The following is a 14,730-nucleotide window of genomic DNA, read 5'->3' as shown; positions in this document are numbered from 1 at the left end:
CCGGCAGGGCACGTCAGCTCACGTGGGCGGCGGCGATGGCCCGCTCGGTGATCGGGTTGAACACCGAGGAGTTCACACTCCAGCGGATGCCCGTGAACGCGCCCGTGACCGTGTCGGCGTAGAGCATCAGATGCCCGAAACCCCCGCCGGGCCACGCGCCGGACTTGGTGATGCGACTGTCCGGATAGGACGAATAGTCGCCGACACCGTAGACACCGTGCGGAGTCTTGGTGCAATCCACCACTTGGACGGCATGCTGGGTGCTGCCGGCCTGCTCGCCAACCCCGTGATACGTGCCGCCGCGGCGGCGTACCAGCATCATGTGACCGGTGTCGGTGTCACCGGGCTTGCGGTCCTTGTCGTCGAGCGCGATCAGGTCGCCGACCTGGAGATCATCGATCGTCGACACCGGGGTGAAGTGCGGCACCGCGCCATGCCGCCCGGTGAACATGCGGTGGTACTGCCAGGCCTGCGGGCTGGTCGAGCCGAAATACTGGGCGAAGAAGCCGTCGGTCGCCCACTGCGGATAGGAGTGCTTGAGCAGGCCGGTCTGGAACGACGCGCACTGGGCCAGGTTGCGATAGGAAGCCGGATCGCCCGGGCCACCCCACGTCATCTGGTCCGGAACGTTGGGCTGCCCCGGCGGCGCGGGATACCGGTACTGGTTGTTGCCCGCCTCCCACACCAGCAGATCGAGATAGCCCAACAGCTGCTCGGCTTCGAGCAGGTGCGGCGGAAAAGGACCGTAGGGAGCCGAAACACCGTCCCGTGGCACGGCCGACGCGGCCGGCGCGGCGCCGACCATCACCGCCGCCGACGCCGCGCCGGCCACCGCCGACAGCACGGCACGCCGAGTCGTCACCCTGCTCATGGGCCACCTGCTTAATTGTTAAGAAGGTTTCCTTATGCAGCGACGAAGGTACGCGGGCCCGTCACGACCGGTCAAGCGACGACCATTCACGGATACACGGTGATCTCAGCAGTGGAAGGGGCCCCGCGCGAAGTTGGCCTCGTTGCCGCTGGTGTCGTCGGTCCAGGCCTGAACCACCAGGCAGTGGCCGGCGCCCGGGATGGAGGCGGGTCCCGCGTAGTAGGCGAAGTTGCCTCCGTCGGACGCCGCCAGGGTCGCGCTGCACCCGGCCGCGGGCGTGTCGGCGGCACACTGGTAGAGGACGATCTCGGTCTGGGTCGGGGTGCCGTAGAGGGCGCCGGTCTTCACGTTGACCGCGCAGTTCTTGCCGGTCGACCCGTTCCAGTACAGGTGCACGTAGCTGAAGACCGAGCCGGCGGGGCCGACCACCGGATACGGCGAGTCGCTGACCTCGGAGCCCGAGCATCCCCAACCGGCGGCGGACGCGGTGCCGGTGTCGGCGATCGTGACGGCGCCGGTCATGGCGAGGACGGCCGCGGCGGCGGGTGCGAGCTTGCGCATGGCGTGCATGGGGAAGAGTCCTTTCCAGGATGGCGGCGAGGTCAGCAGTGGAAGGGACCGAGGTCGAGAAGGGCCTGGTTGTCGCGGTTGGCGTCGAGGGTCCAGGCCTCGACCATGATGCAGTGACCGGCGCCGGGCACGCTGACGGGTCCCGCGTAGTAGCTGTAGACCTTGTTGTCGCCGGCCACGTTGATCTGGTCGCAATGCGGGCTGGGCGTGTCCCCGGAACACTCGCGCAGGGCGACCTCGGTGAGGGACGGCGTGCCGTACAGGGCGCCGGTCTTGACGTTGACCGCGCAGTTGCGCCCGGTCGACCCGTCCCAGTAGAGGTGGACGTAGCTGAAGATGGCGCCGGACGGGGTCTTCACCGGGTACGGCGAGTCACTGACCTCGGATCCCGAACAGCCCCAACCGGCGGCGGAGGCGGTGCCGGTGTCGGCGATCACGGCGGCACCGGTCATGGCGAGAACGGCGACGGCCGCCGGTGCGAGCGTGCGAACGAGTGGACGCATGGGCAGGTGAGTCCCTTCTGTCGGACCCCCGTGGACCGTGGCCACGGTTCGTCGGCGTGAGGCTCGTGAGCCTGGCCCGACCGGCTGCACTAACGCGGAAGTTTCGCTGCAACGTGGACTGCCGAGCTCATGGCACAGGCCGCTGCAGAAACGCTGCAGTGCGGTTTCCGCGCCTCTTCCGTGGACCGCGCCAGGCTGGGAAGCCTGCGTTCCCGGAGAAAGGCGGCATCTCGCATGTTCAGACGTGGCAGAACCGGCACACGAATGGGGCGACACGGCATCGCGGGGATGCTCGCGGCGTCGGCGGTGTTCCTCGGCCTGTCCGTGGCCGTTCCGGCGACGGCCTCGGCCGACGGTTGGGGGTGCGCGGGCAGCCAGATCGACAGCTACCCGGTCACCGCCGGCACCCTGAAGATGGGCACCGTCTATCTGTACTGGGACAACAACACCGGCCGCAACTGCGCGGTCAACGTCGCCTACGGATCGTTCTACGGCCGGCAGAAGGAGATGTCGATCAGCATGTATCCGTGCGCCTACGGCGCCGACGGCGACTGCGACCAGGTCAGCCCGACCGCGACCGACGACGGGTCGTTCAAGTACTACGCCGGCCCGGTGTCGGTGCCGGCCCGCGGGTTGTGCATCAGCCTGCTCGCGCAGATCGTCGACTCGTACTACGGCGTCGGCCAGGCCGGGCCCTGGCACGGGGTGCACTGCAAGTGACCAGCCGGGGAAGCGTTGCGGCGTCAGGCTTTGCCCTGTAGCCGCCAGATCTGGTTCTTCTTGGTGCTCAGCGCGCCGGCAGCGTCACAGGTCCACTGGTGAACCAGCGCGCCGGCCGTGGTCGACACATTGCTGACATCAACGCATTTGCCGCTGTGCACGGCGACCAACTGGTAGTCCTGGCTGTTGCCCAGCGCCGTCACCGGAGTGAGCGTGAACATCTGGTTGGTCTGGCCGTTGCACGTGTACTGGATCACCGCGGCACCGTCCGCAGTGGACGCTCCGCTGACGTCAAGACACTTGCCGCTCAGCTTGTTGACCACCGTGTAGGTATTGGCCCGGCCGGCAACCGGGGTGAGATCGAGCATCTGCTGGTAGCCGCCCTCGCAGTAGTACTGCTGGTACTGCGCGGCATTCGCGGTGCTGCGATTGGTGTCGTCCAGGCACTGCCCGCTGTTCTCGCTGACCGCGACCGTCGAAATGGTGGCGTTGGTCGGCGGAAGCACCGTGACGGTGTAGCCGTCGGTGGCGTTCGTGTACGGCACGCTCACCGCGGCGGAGTTGTTGCTGACAGTCAGAATCTGGTCCGACACCGTCTGCGGCCCGGTCACCGCGCCGCCGCCGTTGCCAGGGATCCGTTGCAGGACAGCACGAACCTGCCCGTTGGTCACGACGGAGGTGGTGTTCAGACCGGCCAGGTTGACGGTCACGGTGCCGGTGTTGCCGTTGCTGCCGAGCAGCACCTTGGCGTTGTGCGCGGTGTTGTCCTTGGTGGCCAACCCGTCGACACCGCTGCCGGGAATGAAGTTGACGATGTTGCCGGTCTGCGAGCCGTAGTAGCGGTACATGAACCACTCGCCGAGCGGCAGGTACTGGCCGGCGCTGTTCCTGGTGAGCAGATTCGCTTGGTAGTCGTGCAGTGCGGTGCCGGAGGCCCAGTTGCCGCGCAGCCCGTCGGCGCCGGCCCGTTCCAGCCGGCCGATGAACCAGGCGCCGCCGCCGGGGGTCTGCATGTCGAACGTGGCGTACTCGTTGATCTGGTACGGCCGGGTGTTGGCCAGGCCCGCGGCGGCGAGGGTCGAGTTGGCCGCGGCCGTCTCACCGACCGGGTCGCCGGGCTCGTCGTGCCAGCTCCAGATGTCCGGCGCGACATTGTTCGCCTTGGCGTAGCTGAGAAACGTGGTCCACCAGGGGTTGCCGGAGCCTGGCTTGTTCGCGATGCTCGGTCCGACGACGAGCTGGCCGGGGAACGCGGCCCGCACGCGGGCGTAGAACCGCGACCACATCTGGAGGTACTGGGCCTGGGAACGGCCCCAGAAGCCGCTGCCGTCCGGCTCGTTCCACAGGTCCCACTGGACGGTCATGGTGTTGGCCTTGACGTCCCCGATCAGCTGGGTGACGAAGTTGTCGAACTGGGTCCAGTCGCCGTTGTCGCCGGGCCAGCCCTGGTTGGTCGTGCCGTCGGCGCCCCACAGGTCGTGCGGCAGCAGGATGAAGGTCCCGCCCAGCGCCGCGGTCCGCCGGTACTGCGCCAGGGTCGAGGCCCAGCGGGTCTGGTAGTCGGCCAGGCTGGTGGCGTAGCCGCCGTTGTTCAGCTGGGCGCCGCCGGCCCGTTCGAAGTGCCATTTGATGTCGGTGTAGAAGTGGTCCTGCGGCAGCGAGCCGTCGGGCGACATCCCGTAGAGGGTGCCCGCGGCGTGATAGGTGGGTGCGCCGCCGGCCGTCGCGAAGTCGATCGTCACGCTCGTGGTGGCGGAGTGGGCCGGTGCGGCGGCCAGCGTGGCCGTGGCCAGCGCGGTGAGCAGGACGGCGGCCCCGCGTCGACAGGATGTGGGCATGCGTGTTCCTCCCGGTGGGTGAAGTCGGGATGGCGCCGGCGGATACCGGTCTGGGGTATGGGGAAGCAGGTCGGCGCGGCGGGAATCTCTCGGTCTGTCGACCAGTGATTGTCGAACCGGTTCGCGTCGTGCCGAGAAAGCTAGGAGCGCAGGCCAGGCCTGTCAACCCTCAACTGCTGGCCCGTTGACACGCCGGACACACCTCCCTAACCTGCCTCTCACGCGAACCGGTTCGACAAGGGAGCAGCGTGAACATCGGAGAGATCGCCCGACGGGCCAACGTGTCGCGGAGCACGGTCTCCTACGCGCTCAGCGGCAAGCGGTCGGTGTCCGAGGCCACCCGCCGGAAGATCCAGCAGGTGGTCGACGAACTGGGCTATCAACCCAATGCCAGCGCCCGCGCGCTGGCCGCCGGCCGCACCAGCACGATCGGCCTGGTGTTCCCGCCCGCCGTCGGCCACCACTACACGGCGATGCAGCTGGACTTCATCGGCAGCCTGGCCGACGCGGCGGCCGTGCACGAATACGACGTGCTGCTGTCGACCGCGGGACCGGACAGCACCTCGTCGCTGCGGCGGCTGCTGGCCGAACGCCGGGTCGACGGCGTGGTCCTGATGGAGGTCAGGCTGGCCGACGAGCGCGTCGACCAGCTGCTCGAGGCCGACTTCCCGTTCGTCACCATCGGCCGCACCGCCGCGCCGGACCGCACCTGCTGGGTCGGCGTCGACCACGGGGCGCTGGTCACGGCCTGCGTCGATCATCTGGCCGATCTGGGCCACCGGCGGATCGCGCTGGTCAACCGGCCGGAACGGTTGCTGCGCATCGGTTACGAGTCGGCCCACCGTGGACTGGAGGGCTTCGAGCGGGCCATCGCCGCGCGCGGCCTGACCGGCCGGCACTACCCGTGCGACGACGACGCCGCGTCGGGCCAGGCCCGGGTCGAGCAGATCCTGCACGACGACCCGGGCACCACCGCGATCGTCACCTTGAACGAGGCGGCGCTCGGCGGTCTGTACCAAGGACTGGCCCGGGCCGGACGCAGCGTGCCGGGCGACTTCTCCATCGCCGGAGTGGCGCTGCCGCACTGGGCCCAGATGGTGTCACCGCAGCTGACGGCCGCGGATGTGCCCGCGGCGGAACTGGGTCGGCTGGCGGTCGACCTGCTCATGGCTCGCCTGGCCGATCCGGCCGGCGCGCCCCGGCACCACCTGCTCGCCCCACCGGTCTCGCTGCGGGGCAGCACGGGACCGGTGCCGACCTGCTGAACCACCGCCGGTCCGCCGGCCCCTGCTTCCCGAAGGGATCTCCGTGATGAAGACTTCCACGCCCAGACGCTTAGCCGGCGTCGCGGTCGCCGTCACCGCCGCGGTGGGACTCACCGCCTGTGGTTCCGCCGGCAGCGGTTCCGGCGCCTCGAGCGCCGACTACACGATCTGGGACCCGTATCCGCAGTTCGACGGCAACGCCGCGTGGACGAAGCTGGTCGAGTCGTGCGGCGACAAGGCCGGCGTCAAGGTCAAGCGGACCGCGTTCGACACCACGGACCTGACCAACAAGGTCCTGCTCGCCGCCCAGCAGGGAAATGCCCCCGACGTGCTGATCGTGGACAACCCGGTGGTGTCGACACTGGCCGACGCCGGCGTGCTCGCGACCACCGACGACACCAAGATCGAGACGTCCGGCGTCGACCCGAATCTGCTCGGCGCCGGCCAGCTCGGCGGCAAGACCTACGGCACGCCGATCGGCGCGAACACGCTGGCCCTGTTCTACAACAAGACGATCCTCCAGGCCGCCGGCGTGGACCCGGCGTCGGTCAAGGACTGGGCCACGCTGACGGCGGCGCTGGCCAAGATCGCGGGCACCGGCAAGAAGGGCATCACGTTCTCCGCGATCGGCACCGAGGAGGGCAGTTTCCAGTTCCTGCCCTGGTTCTGGGGCTCCGGCGCCCGGCTCGACCAGCTGGACTCCCCGCAGGGCGCCGCCGCGCTGACGCTGTGGAGCGACTGGCTCAAGGCCGGCTACGCGCCGAACTCGGTGCTCAACAACACCCAGACCACGAGCTGGCAGGACTTCGCCGCCGGCAACGTCGCGTTCGCCGAGAACGGCACCTGGCAGCTGGGCAACGCCAAGAAGCTCGGCTTCGAGTACGGGACGATCACCGTGCCGGCCCAGCACGGCGGCGCCGCGCCGGTGCCGACCGGCGGCGAATTCGTCACCGTGCCGACGCAGAAGGACGCCGCCCGCTACGCCACGGACCAGAAGATCGTGTCCTGCCTGACCAGTCCGGACAACATCTACGCCACCGACACCACACTGTCCTACGTCGCGCCAGCTGCTGCTGTGCAGCAGAAGCAGGCCGCCGCCGACCCGGCGCTGCAAGTGTGGGTGGATGCCGTGCACGCCGCCAAGGGGCGCACGAGCGACAACCTGGGCACCAAGTACCCGAAGATCTCCGAGCAGCTGTGGACCGCCGTGCAGGCCACCCTGTCCGGCTCGAAGGCGCCGGCCGCCGCGCTGCAAGCCGCGCAGGCATCCGTGGGCAAGGGATGACCACCACCGTTGCGCGTGCGACGGCGGCCGCCGTCCCGGCCGGCCGCCGTCGCCGCAACCTGGACCAGTGGGCCGCCTGGGGATTCCTCCTCCCGGTCACTGTGTACCTGGCGGTGTTCTACGCGTTCCCGTTGTTCCGCAACGTCGACCTGAGCCTGCGCAACTACACCGTCCGGTCCTTCGTCCAGGGCGACGCCCCGTTCACCGGCCTGGCCAACTACGGGACCGTGCTCAGCGACCCGACGTTCCTGCCTGCGCTCGCGCACACGGCGGTGTTCACCGGCGCGTCGATCGCTTTCCAGTACACCATCGGGCTGGCGCTGGCAGTGTTCTTCCGGCAGCGCTTCCGGCTGTCGGCCACGCTACGCGCCCTGTTCCTGGTGCCGTGGCTGCTGCCGCTGATCGTGTCCGCCTCCACGTGGTCGTGGATGCTCAACAGCGACTCCGGCATCGTCAACACGGCGCTGGGCCTGGTCGGCCTCGGCCCGGTCAACTGGCTGACCTCGCCGCAGTGGTCGCTGGTTTCGGTGATCATCGCCAACATCTGGATCGGCATCCCGTTCAACCTCGTGATCCTCTACAGTGGACTCCAGACGATCCCGGACAGCCTGTACGAGGCGGCGGCGCTGGACGGGGCGAGCGCGTGGCAGCGGTTCTGGCGGATCACCTTTCCCCTGCTGCGCCCGGTGTCCGCCATCACGCTGCTACTCGGGCTGATCTACACGCTCAAGGTGTTCGACGTCATCTGGATCATGACGCGGGGCGGCCCGACCGACTCGTCCACCACCTTCGCCACGTGGTCCTACCGGCTCGGCTTCGGCACCCTGCTGCCGTCGTTCGGCCCCGCGGCGGCCGTCGGCAACCTGCTCGTCGTCACCGCGCTGGTGTTCGGCCTGGCCTACATCCGGTTCCAGCGCAAGCTGGTGACGTCGTGACCACACGGCGATGGCAGACCGGCATCGCGGTGCTGCTGACCGCGATCATGCTGTTCCCGGTCTACTGGATGCTCACCGTGTCCTTCACGCCGGAACAGGACATGCGCAAGTCGCCGCCCGACCTGTTCCCGGTGCACGGCACGCTCGACGGCTACCGGGCCGCGCTGACCGAGCAACTCCCCTACCTGGGCACCAGCGTGGTGATCGCGCTCGGCACGGTCGTGCTGACCGTGGCGCTGTCCGCGCCGGCCGGGTTCGCGCTGGCCAAACTGCGACCGCGCGGCGCCGGCGTGCTGAACTTCCTGTTGCTGGCGGCGCAGATGGTGCCGGGGATCATCATGGCGATGGGCTTCTACGCCATCTACCTCGACCTCGGCCTGCTCCAGTCGGTTCCCGGCCTCATCGTCGCCGACTCGACCATCGCGGTGCCCTTCGGCGTGCTCATCTTCGCCGCGCTGATGTCGTCGATTCCCGACGAGTTGTTGCAGGCGGCCAAGACCGACGGGGCCAGCCGGCTGCGCACCTTCTGGTCGATCGTGCTGCCGATGAGCCGCAACGGGGTCGTCACGGTGTCGGTGTTCGCCTTCCTGTGGGCGTGGTCGGACTTCGTCTTCGCCAGCACGCTGGACAACGGCGGCGCGCACGAGCCGATCACGCTCGGCATCTACCACTACATCGGCAACAACAACCAGCAGTGGAACGCGATCATGGCGACCGCCGTGTTCGCGTCCATCCCGGCCGCGGTGATACTCGTGCTGGCCCAGCGCTATGTCGCCGCCGGCGTCACCGCAGGCGCGGTCAAGGACTGACCGTGCCCCGTGAACGAATCGAGTGCCGTTCGATGACCACCGTCCTCGAGTTCTCCGTCGACGACATCCCGTTCTCCCGTCACGGTTCCTGGTTCGGCATCTCGCCGGTGCTCGGCCAGCGGTCCCGGGCCGACGACCTGCATCTGGTGTCGCACCGCAACGGGATGCACGGCGTGCTGCGGCTGGTGCCGGTCGACCCGGCGACCGGGGAACGCGTCGACACCACGGTCCGGGCCACGCCCGCCGTGTTGAGCTGGGAGCATGCGGGCGGGCGCATCGACATCGCCTACGACACGGTGGACGCGGTGCGCCTGCGTGGGGTCGGCCTCGGTCTGCGGGTCGAAGCAGCCGCCGCGGCGCTGACCCCGTTCACCGGAACCTACTTCTACCCGGACGCGGCCGACGGCGGATACACCTTCACCGCCTACGAAACTGGGCACCGCTACCGCATCACTGTGCTCGCCGGCGAGCCGGCGGTGTTCGAGCACAGGCACTCGGTGAGGCCGAGCGCGGGCTCACGATCACCGGCGACGGCTCGAGCCCGTGGGAGATCGCGATCGAGGAACTGACCGGCGGCGGCGTGCCCTACCGTGCGGCAAACGACTTCGAGCAGGTGGTGAAGGCCGGCACGGACGCCTTCGCCGGTTTCGTGGACGCGGTCGCGCCGTGGCGCTCCCCGACACCCCCGCCGCCGAACTGGCCTGCTACACGTTGTGGTCGGCCACGGTGGCGGCGGAGGGATTCCTCAACCGCCCCGGCGTGCTGATGTCCAAGCACTGGATGGACAAGGTGTGGAGCTGGGACCACTGCTTCAACGCGCTGGCCCTCGCGCCCGGCGCGCCGGAGCTGGCCTGGGACCAGTTCTCCGTCATCTTCGACCACCAGGCCCCGGCCGGCGTGCTGCCCGACTCCGTCACCCATTCCGAGGTCCTGTACAACTTCGTCAAACCCCCCATCCACGGCTGGGCCCTTGGCCAGCTGCGGCGGCTGCTGGCCGACCGGCTCGGCCGTGACGAACTGACCGAGGCGTACCACCGACTGGTCCGCTGGACCGAATTCTGGCTCACCCGCCGGCGCGCGCCCGGCGACCGGCTGCCGCACTACCAGCACGGCAACGACAGCGGCTGGGACAACGCCACCACGTTCGACCCCGAACGAGTTGTCGTCACCGCCGACCTGAGCGCGTTCCTCGTGCTGCAACTGCGTGAACTGGCCGACCTCGCCGCCGAACTCGGCTTCGCCGACGACGCCACCCGCTGGGCCGACCTGGCCACCACCACCGGTCACGCCTTGCTCGACGAGCTGTGGAGCGGCGACCGGTTCTACGCCCGCGGCGTCCATAGTGGACAGAAGTGGTCCACCGGCAGCCTGCTCGACCTGATGCCGATCGTGCTCGGCGAGCACCTGCCCGCGTCGGTCGCCACCGTGCTCGCCGAAAGGATCACCGCGCACCTCACGCCGCACGGCCTGGCCAGCGAACTGCCCACCTCGCCGCACTACCGCCCCGACGGCTACTGGCGGGGCCCGATCTGGGCCCCCGCCACCATGCTCGTCGTCGACGGCCTTCGCCGCGCCGGCCACGTCGACCTCGCCCGCCAGGTGTCCGACCGGTTCCGAGCTTTGTGCGAGGCGTCCGGCTTCGCCGAGAACTTCGACGCACTCACCGGCGCGGCCCTGCGGGACCGGGCTTACACCTGGACCGCCAGCGTGTACCTCCTGCTGGCCAGGCACCACGTGGCCGACCGCTCGTGACCATCGGCGCCCGGCCGGGTGGCCGGGCGCCGATGGTCATCGATCAGGGCAGGGTCAGGCCGTACGCGGAGAGCGCGGCCGGGACCGGTTGGAAGAAGGTCTCGCCGCCGGACTGGCAGTCGCCGCTGCCGCCGGAGGTGAGGCCGAGGGCGGTGCTGCCGTCGTACATGGCGCCGCCGCTGTCGCCCGGCTCGGCGCAGACGTCGGTGTCGATCAGACCGCTGACGGAGCCTTCCTCGTAGTTCACCGTGGCGTTGAGGCCGGTCACGGAGCCCGTGTGCACGCCGCTGGTGGAGCCGCTGCGCGTCACCTGCTCGCCGACGGTCGCGTCACCGGCCTGGGAGATCTCCTGGCCGGTGTTGACCGCGCTGGGTGCGTCCACGCCCTGGTCGTAGGTGGCGTACGAGTAGTCGGTGCCGGGGAAGTCGGCCTGGGCGGTAGTGGCGATGTGCTGGTTGTTGCCGCTGTCGGCCCACCAGTCGTTGGTGGCGACGCCGCAGTGGCCGGCGGTGAGGATGGCCGGATTGCCGTTGGAGTCGCGCACGTTGAAGCCCAGGGAACAGCGGAGTCCCTGGCCCCAGATGGCATCGCCGCCGGCGATCAGCGGGCGTAGCTTGCCGCCGGTGGTCCGCAGCCTGGCCTTGCCGTCGAATTCGTTGACGGTGCTGGTCAGCGCCGCGAGCTTGGCGCCGGTGACGGTCGAGTCGGCGGTCACCAGCACCTGACCGGTATGCACGTCGATTCGCCAGGCAGTGCCGGGAATCCGTGCCTTCTGTCCGAGTTGTGCCGTCACGGCGGCGAGTTCGGAGGCGCGGTAGGGCACCTTGGCCGGCACCGCGCCGAGGGCACGGACCTGTGCGGCCGCGCTGTCGTCGGTGACGGTGACGACCAGCCGCTTGCCGTCATAGTAGGAGCCGATGGTGCGGTCACCGAGTAGGGATTTCGCCGTGCTGCTGAGGTTCGCCGCCTGGCGCGCGGACAGCGGCGCTTTCGCCTGGGGCGTCTGGGCGTTCGCGGCCGGCGCAGCGATGGTCAGACCGGCAACGAGCACACCGATGCTGGTCGCCACGAGTGTTCTGGCCGGGTGGTGACAGCGTGCAGGGATCACGAGGTCAGCTCCGTTCGTTGGTCTCGGGCTGGCAGGGGCACCGATGCCGTCGGAGTGCGCGCCGGACCACGGTAGGCACCCGCCGCCGCCAAGGCCATCCGCCGAAAGTCGTGTATGGCTCGGCTTCCCGGCTGTTCTTCGCGTACCGGCCGGCCGGACGCCGGTCCTTGACACCGGCGACGACGTTGGCGCATTCTTCGCAGCGCATGTTGACGTCAACATCCTGGGATGGCATTCTCGGACATCGGAGTTCGCATGACGCGCTTCCTGCTACGCGCAGCCATGATCGCCGTTCTCGTCGCGCCTCTGCTCGCGGTCCCGCCCGCGGCCTCCGGCGCCACGAACGGCTTCCGCGGGGTGAACTGGGCCGACGCCCGCGACAACTACGTGGACGGGTGGGTCATCCCGACCGGTCTCACCGCCGGGGACAGCTACGACACCGTCCACACCAAGGCGGACGGCATCATCACCGGCTTCCAGCAGCAACTCGGCGCGAACACCGTACGACTGCCGGTCAACCCGCAGAGCGTCAACTCCGACTGGTGGTCGCGGTACAAGGGCGCCATCGACTCGGCGCTGGCCCACGGCATGAACGTCATCCTCGGGTACTGGGAGGCGAACAAGGACGGCCTCGTCGACGACCTGGCCGCCTGGAACACCATGTGGGACAAGGTGACCGCCGACTACGGCGGTAACGGCAACGTCTATTTCGAACCGATGAACGAGCCGTTCGGCTACAGCCTGAACGCTTGGGTGTCGCTCTGCTCGACCTGGCTGTCCCGGCACTCGGGCATCCCGCGGGGCCGGGTGGTGATCAGCGGCACCGGCTACAACGACAACGTGACCGGTGTCGGCGCCGCCAGCGCACTGACCGGAACCCTGCTGTCGCTGCACTTCTACGGTTACTGGGCCTCGGACACCACCCGCGCGGCCTGGACCACCAACCTGAGCAACCGGCTCGGGTCGTACTCGTCGCGCACCATCATCGACGAGGCCGGCGCCCCGATGACGACCGGACTGGACTACTCCGCCGGGCACCAGGACGGCAACAACTTCACCGCGTACTTCGCCGCCACCACCGATCTGGCGCGGTCCCGGCAGATCGGCGTCGTCTACTGGCCCGGTCTGCGCTCCGGGGACACCTATTCGATCACGAGGCAGAGTGGCAGCGGCCTGGCGGTGAACAACGCGTCCGGCGTCGTGCAGCTGCGCTGGGGCTGGGGTTTGTAGGGCGCGCGATCCTCACAAGGGCTGCGCTTTCGGGATAGCGGGTGCGGTGCCACCCGCTTACCTTCTGCCACTATGACCGAGCGTGCCGTGGTGACCGCGTCCTGGCTGACCGACGCGATCGAGCAGATCTTCGCGGCACTCGGCTACTCCTCCACCGCGGCGCGGACCGTCGCGGAATCCTTGGTGGCCGCGGATCTTCGCGGCGTCGCGTCGCACGGGGCGCTGCTGGTGCCGATGTACGTGGAGCGCATCCGGCGCGGCTCGGTCAGCCGCGCCGAAGCGGTCGAGGTGCTGCATGACTTCGGCGCGATCGCGACCCTCGACGCCCACCACGGCCTCGGCCAGCTCAGCGGTGATCACGCCATGGGCATGGCCATCGAGAAGGCCCGCGGATTCGGCATCGGGGCCGTCACGGTGCGGCATGCGTTCCACTTCGGTGCCGCTTTCCGTTACGCCACAACAGCTGCCGACGCCGGCCTGATTGGCGTGGCGGCGGCGAACACCCGGCCGCTGATGCCCGCGCCCGGTGGTGCGCGGGCGGTTGTCGGCAACAATCCCATCGCCATCGCCGTCCCGCTGCCCGACCGGCCGCCGATCGTGCTGGACATGGCGCTGTCCGAAGCCGCGTTGGGCAAGATTCGCCTGGCGGCGCGAGAGAATCGTGCCATCCCGGCGACCTGGGCGACCGATGCCTCGGGCGCGCCGACGACCGATCCGCTGGCCGCGTTGGACGGCATGCTGCTGCCGACCGGCGGCCCCAAGGGCTACGGCCTGGCACTGATCATCGACGTGCTCACGGGCGTGCTGTCCGGTGGCGCCTTCGGCTCCGGTGTGCAAGGCCTGTACGCCGACACGTCGGTGCCCAACAACTGCGCACACTTCTTCCTGGCCATCGAACCGGCCGCGTTCGGCTCGGACGACTTCACGCGCAACGCGCTGCGCCTGGCCGAGGAGATCGAGCAATCACCGACCCGGCCGAGTGTCGAGAGGGTTTACCTACCAGGACAGCTGGAGCACGAACGGGCCGAAACCGCAGTCCGGGAGGGAATCCCGATAGACAACAGCGTCCTGGCGGCCCTGCACAAGACGGCCGAGAGCCTTCACGTATCGCTGGGAGCGAGCCGATGAAGACGAGTTTCGACGCCTCCGGCGAAGTCCTGGTCGTGACCGGCGGGGCCAGCGGGATCGGCGCCGCGCTGGCCCGTGGGTTCGCCGAGGCCGGCGGCCGCAGCGTGGTGCTGGACATCGTCGACTCCCCCGACGTGCCGGGCGTGACCCAGCTCAGGGTGGACGTGGCCGACCGCGGCGCGGTGTTCGCCGCAGTCGCGGAGGTGGTGGCCAAGTACGGCCGGGTTGACGGCCTGGTGTGCGCCGCCGCGGTTCAGCCCCGTGCCGATGTGGTCGACATGGATCCGGCCGTGTGGCGGCACACGCTCGCGGTCAACCTGGACGGCGTGGTCTGGGCGTGTCAGGCCGTGCTGCCGCACATGATCAAGCGGCGGCGGGGCTCGATCCTGGTGTTCGCCTCCGGTCTGGCGCACATGGGCCGGGCGCAGTCATCCGCTTACGCGGCAAGCAAGGGGGCGCTGATCTCGTACGGAAAGTCGCTGGCCGCCGAGGTGGCGGCGCACCGGATCCGGGTCAACACCGTGTTCCCGGGCGTGATCGACACCCCGCAGTTCCGCGCGGCCAACCCGGACGGCCCCGAGCGCGCGCACTGGGCCGCCACCACCGGCATCGGCACGCCGGAGGACGTGGTCGGGCCGCTGCTGTTCCTGCTGTCCGAGGCGGCCACGATGACCGGCTCCACCCTCACCCGCGACCGCGCCTACGCCAAGGAGTGA

Annotated in this window: 15 protein-coding genes; 10 read left to right on the top strand and 5 right to left on the bottom strand. The window is 69.4% G+C overall.

Translation table 11 applies throughout. From position 1 onward, the window contains the following. Positions 1-13: 13 nt before the first annotated feature. From M3Q35_RS08605 to M3Q35_RS08595, 3 genes are all read right to left on the bottom strand, one after another. Positions 14-871, bottom strand: coding sequence for a hypothetical protein (locus M3Q35_RS08605; protein WP_273941131.1), 858 nt, complete (start codon positions 869-871; stop codon positions 14-16). A gap of 105 nt (positions 872-976) precedes the next feature. After that, entirely contained in the window at positions 977-1,432 is a 456-nt protein-coding gene (locus tag M3Q35_RS08600; RefSeq protein ID WP_273941130.1) for a hypothetical protein, read from the bottom strand. A gap of 41 nt (positions 1,433-1,473) precedes the next feature. Continuing rightward, positions 1,474-1,944: a hypothetical protein gene (locus M3Q35_RS08595; protein ID WP_273941129.1), complete on the bottom strand. Its 471-nt coding sequence runs from the start codon at positions 1,942-1,944 to the stop codon at positions 1,474-1,476. Between the two features lie 288 nt (positions 1,945-2,232). Between M3Q35_RS08595 and M3Q35_RS08590 the strand changes: the two genes are divergently transcribed. Beyond that, a complete protein-coding gene (locus M3Q35_RS08590; RefSeq protein WP_273941128.1) occupies positions 2,233-2,664 on the top strand; it encodes a hypothetical protein in 432 nt (143 codons plus the stop codon). Positions 2,665-2,687: 23 nt separating this feature from the next. Here M3Q35_RS08590 and M3Q35_RS08585 read toward each other — a convergent pair whose 3' ends face one another. Next, entirely contained in the window at positions 2,688-4,502 is a 1,815-nt protein-coding gene (locus M3Q35_RS08585) for an RICIN domain-containing protein (protein WP_273941127.1), read from the bottom strand. Positions 4,503-4,750: 248 nt separating this feature from the next. Between M3Q35_RS08585 and M3Q35_RS08580 the strand changes: the two genes are divergently transcribed. The 6 genes from M3Q35_RS08580 (at position 4,751) to M3Q35_RS08555 (ending at position 10,548) form a co-directional block, all read left to right on the top strand. Beyond that, entirely contained in the window at positions 4,751-5,767 is a 1,017-nt protein-coding gene (locus M3Q35_RS08580) for a LacI family DNA-binding transcriptional regulator (RefSeq protein WP_273941126.1), read from the top strand. 46 nt (positions 5,768-5,813) lie between these two features. After that, positions 5,814-7,052 carry a sugar ABC transporter substrate-binding protein gene (locus M3Q35_RS08575; protein ID WP_273941125.1) on the top strand — a complete coding sequence of 413 codons (1,239 nt, stop codon included), beginning with the start codon at positions 5,814-5,816 and terminating at the stop codon, positions 7,050-7,052. Beyond that, positions 7,049-7,987, top strand: coding sequence for a carbohydrate ABC transporter permease (locus M3Q35_RS08570; RefSeq protein WP_273941124.1), 939 nt, complete (start codon positions 7,049-7,051; stop codon positions 7,985-7,987). The genes M3Q35_RS08575 and M3Q35_RS08570 overlap by 4 nt, the downstream gene beginning before the upstream one ends. 47 nt (positions 7,988-8,034) lie before the next feature. Next, a complete protein-coding gene (locus tag M3Q35_RS08565; protein ID WP_273944285.1) occupies positions 8,035-8,796 on the top strand; it encodes a carbohydrate ABC transporter permease in 762 nt (253 codons plus the stop codon). 32 nt (positions 8,797-8,828) lie between these two features. Beyond that, a complete protein-coding gene (locus M3Q35_RS08560) occupies positions 8,829-9,365 on the top strand; it encodes a hypothetical protein (protein WP_273941123.1) in 537 nt (178 codons plus the stop codon). Between the two features lie 97 nt (positions 9,366-9,462). Continuing rightward, positions 9,463-10,548 (top strand): amylo-alpha-1,6-glucosidase, encoded by a 1,086-nt coding sequence (locus M3Q35_RS08555; protein WP_273941122.1) that lies wholly within the window; start codon positions 9,463-9,465, stop codon positions 10,546-10,548. Between the two features lie 43 nt (positions 10,549-10,591). Here M3Q35_RS08555 and M3Q35_RS08550 read toward each other — a convergent pair whose 3' ends face one another. After that, positions 10,592-11,617 carry a S1 family peptidase gene (locus tag M3Q35_RS08550; RefSeq protein ID WP_273941121.1) on the bottom strand — a complete coding sequence of 342 codons (1,026 nt, stop codon included), beginning with the start codon at positions 11,615-11,617 and terminating at the stop codon, positions 10,592-10,594. Between the two features lie 294 nt (positions 11,618-11,911). Between M3Q35_RS08550 and M3Q35_RS08545 the strand changes: the two genes are divergently transcribed. The 3 genes from M3Q35_RS08545 to M3Q35_RS08535 all read left to right on the top strand — a co-directional run bounded on the left by M3Q35_RS08545 (position 11,912) and on the right by M3Q35_RS08535 (position 14,730). Beyond that, entirely contained in the window at positions 11,912-12,886 is a 975-nt protein-coding gene (locus M3Q35_RS08545; RefSeq protein WP_273941120.1) for a cellulase family glycosylhydrolase, read from the top strand. A 72-nt stretch (positions 12,887-12,958) separates the two neighbouring features. Then, positions 12,959-14,014 (top strand): Ldh family oxidoreductase, encoded by a 1,056-nt coding sequence (locus M3Q35_RS08540; RefSeq protein ID WP_273941119.1) that lies wholly within the window; start codon positions 12,959-12,961, stop codon positions 14,012-14,014. Continuing rightward, positions 14,011-14,730: an SDR family NAD(P)-dependent oxidoreductase gene (locus M3Q35_RS08535; RefSeq protein ID WP_273941118.1), complete on the top strand. Its 720-nt coding sequence runs from the start codon at positions 14,011-14,013 to the stop codon at positions 14,728-14,730. Before M3Q35_RS08540 ends, M3Q35_RS08535 begins: the two co-directional genes overlap by 4 nt.

The organism is Kutzneria chonburiensis, assembly GCF_028622115.1.
Lineage (GTDB): Bacteria > Actinomycetota > Actinomycetes > Mycobacteriales > Pseudonocardiaceae > Kutzneria > Kutzneria chonburiensis.
This window is presented reverse-complemented; position numbering and strand designations above follow the sequence as displayed.

Coding starts and splice junctions, on each gene's coding strand:
- M3Q35_RS08535 (WP_273941118.1), top strand. CDS start 14,011: ATGAAGACGAGTTTCGACGCCTCCGGCGAAGTCCTGGTCGTGACCGGC.
- M3Q35_RS08590 (WP_273941128.1), top strand. CDS start 2,233: ATGCTCGCGGCGTCGGCGGTGTTCCTCGGCCTGTCCGTGGCCGTTCCG.
- M3Q35_RS08605 (WP_273941131.1), bottom strand. CDS start 871: ATGAGCAGGGTGACGACTCGGCGTGCCGTGCTGTCGGCGGTGGCCGGC.
- M3Q35_RS08575 (WP_273941125.1), top strand. CDS start 5,814: ATGAAGACTTCCACGCCCAGACGCTTAGCCGGCGTCGCGGTCGCCGTC.
- M3Q35_RS08540 (WP_273941119.1), top strand. CDS start 12,959: ATGACCGAGCGTGCCGTGGTGACCGCGTCCTGGCTGACCGACGCGATC.
- M3Q35_RS08560 (WP_273941123.1), top strand. CDS start 8,829: ATGACCACCGTCCTCGAGTTCTCCGTCGACGACATCCCGTTCTCCCGT.
- M3Q35_RS08545 (WP_273941120.1), top strand. CDS start 11,912: ATGACGCGCTTCCTGCTACGCGCAGCCATGATCGCCGTTCTCGTCGCG.
- M3Q35_RS08585 (WP_273941127.1), bottom strand. CDS start 4,502: ATGCCCACATCCTGTCGACGCGGGGCCGCCGTCCTGCTCACCGCGCTG.
- M3Q35_RS08600 (WP_273941130.1), bottom strand. CDS start 1,432: ATGCGCAAGCTCGCACCCGCCGCCGCGGCCGTCCTCGCCATGACCGGC.
- M3Q35_RS08595 (WP_273941129.1), bottom strand. CDS start 1,944: ATGCGTCCACTCGTTCGCACGCTCGCACCGGCGGCCGTCGCCGTTCTC.
- M3Q35_RS08570 (WP_273941124.1), top strand. CDS start 7,049: ATGACCACCACCGTTGCGCGTGCGACGGCGGCCGCCGTCCCGGCCGGC.
- M3Q35_RS08565 (WP_273944285.1), top strand. CDS start 8,035: ATGCTGTTCCCGGTCTACTGGATGCTCACCGTGTCCTTCACGCCGGAA.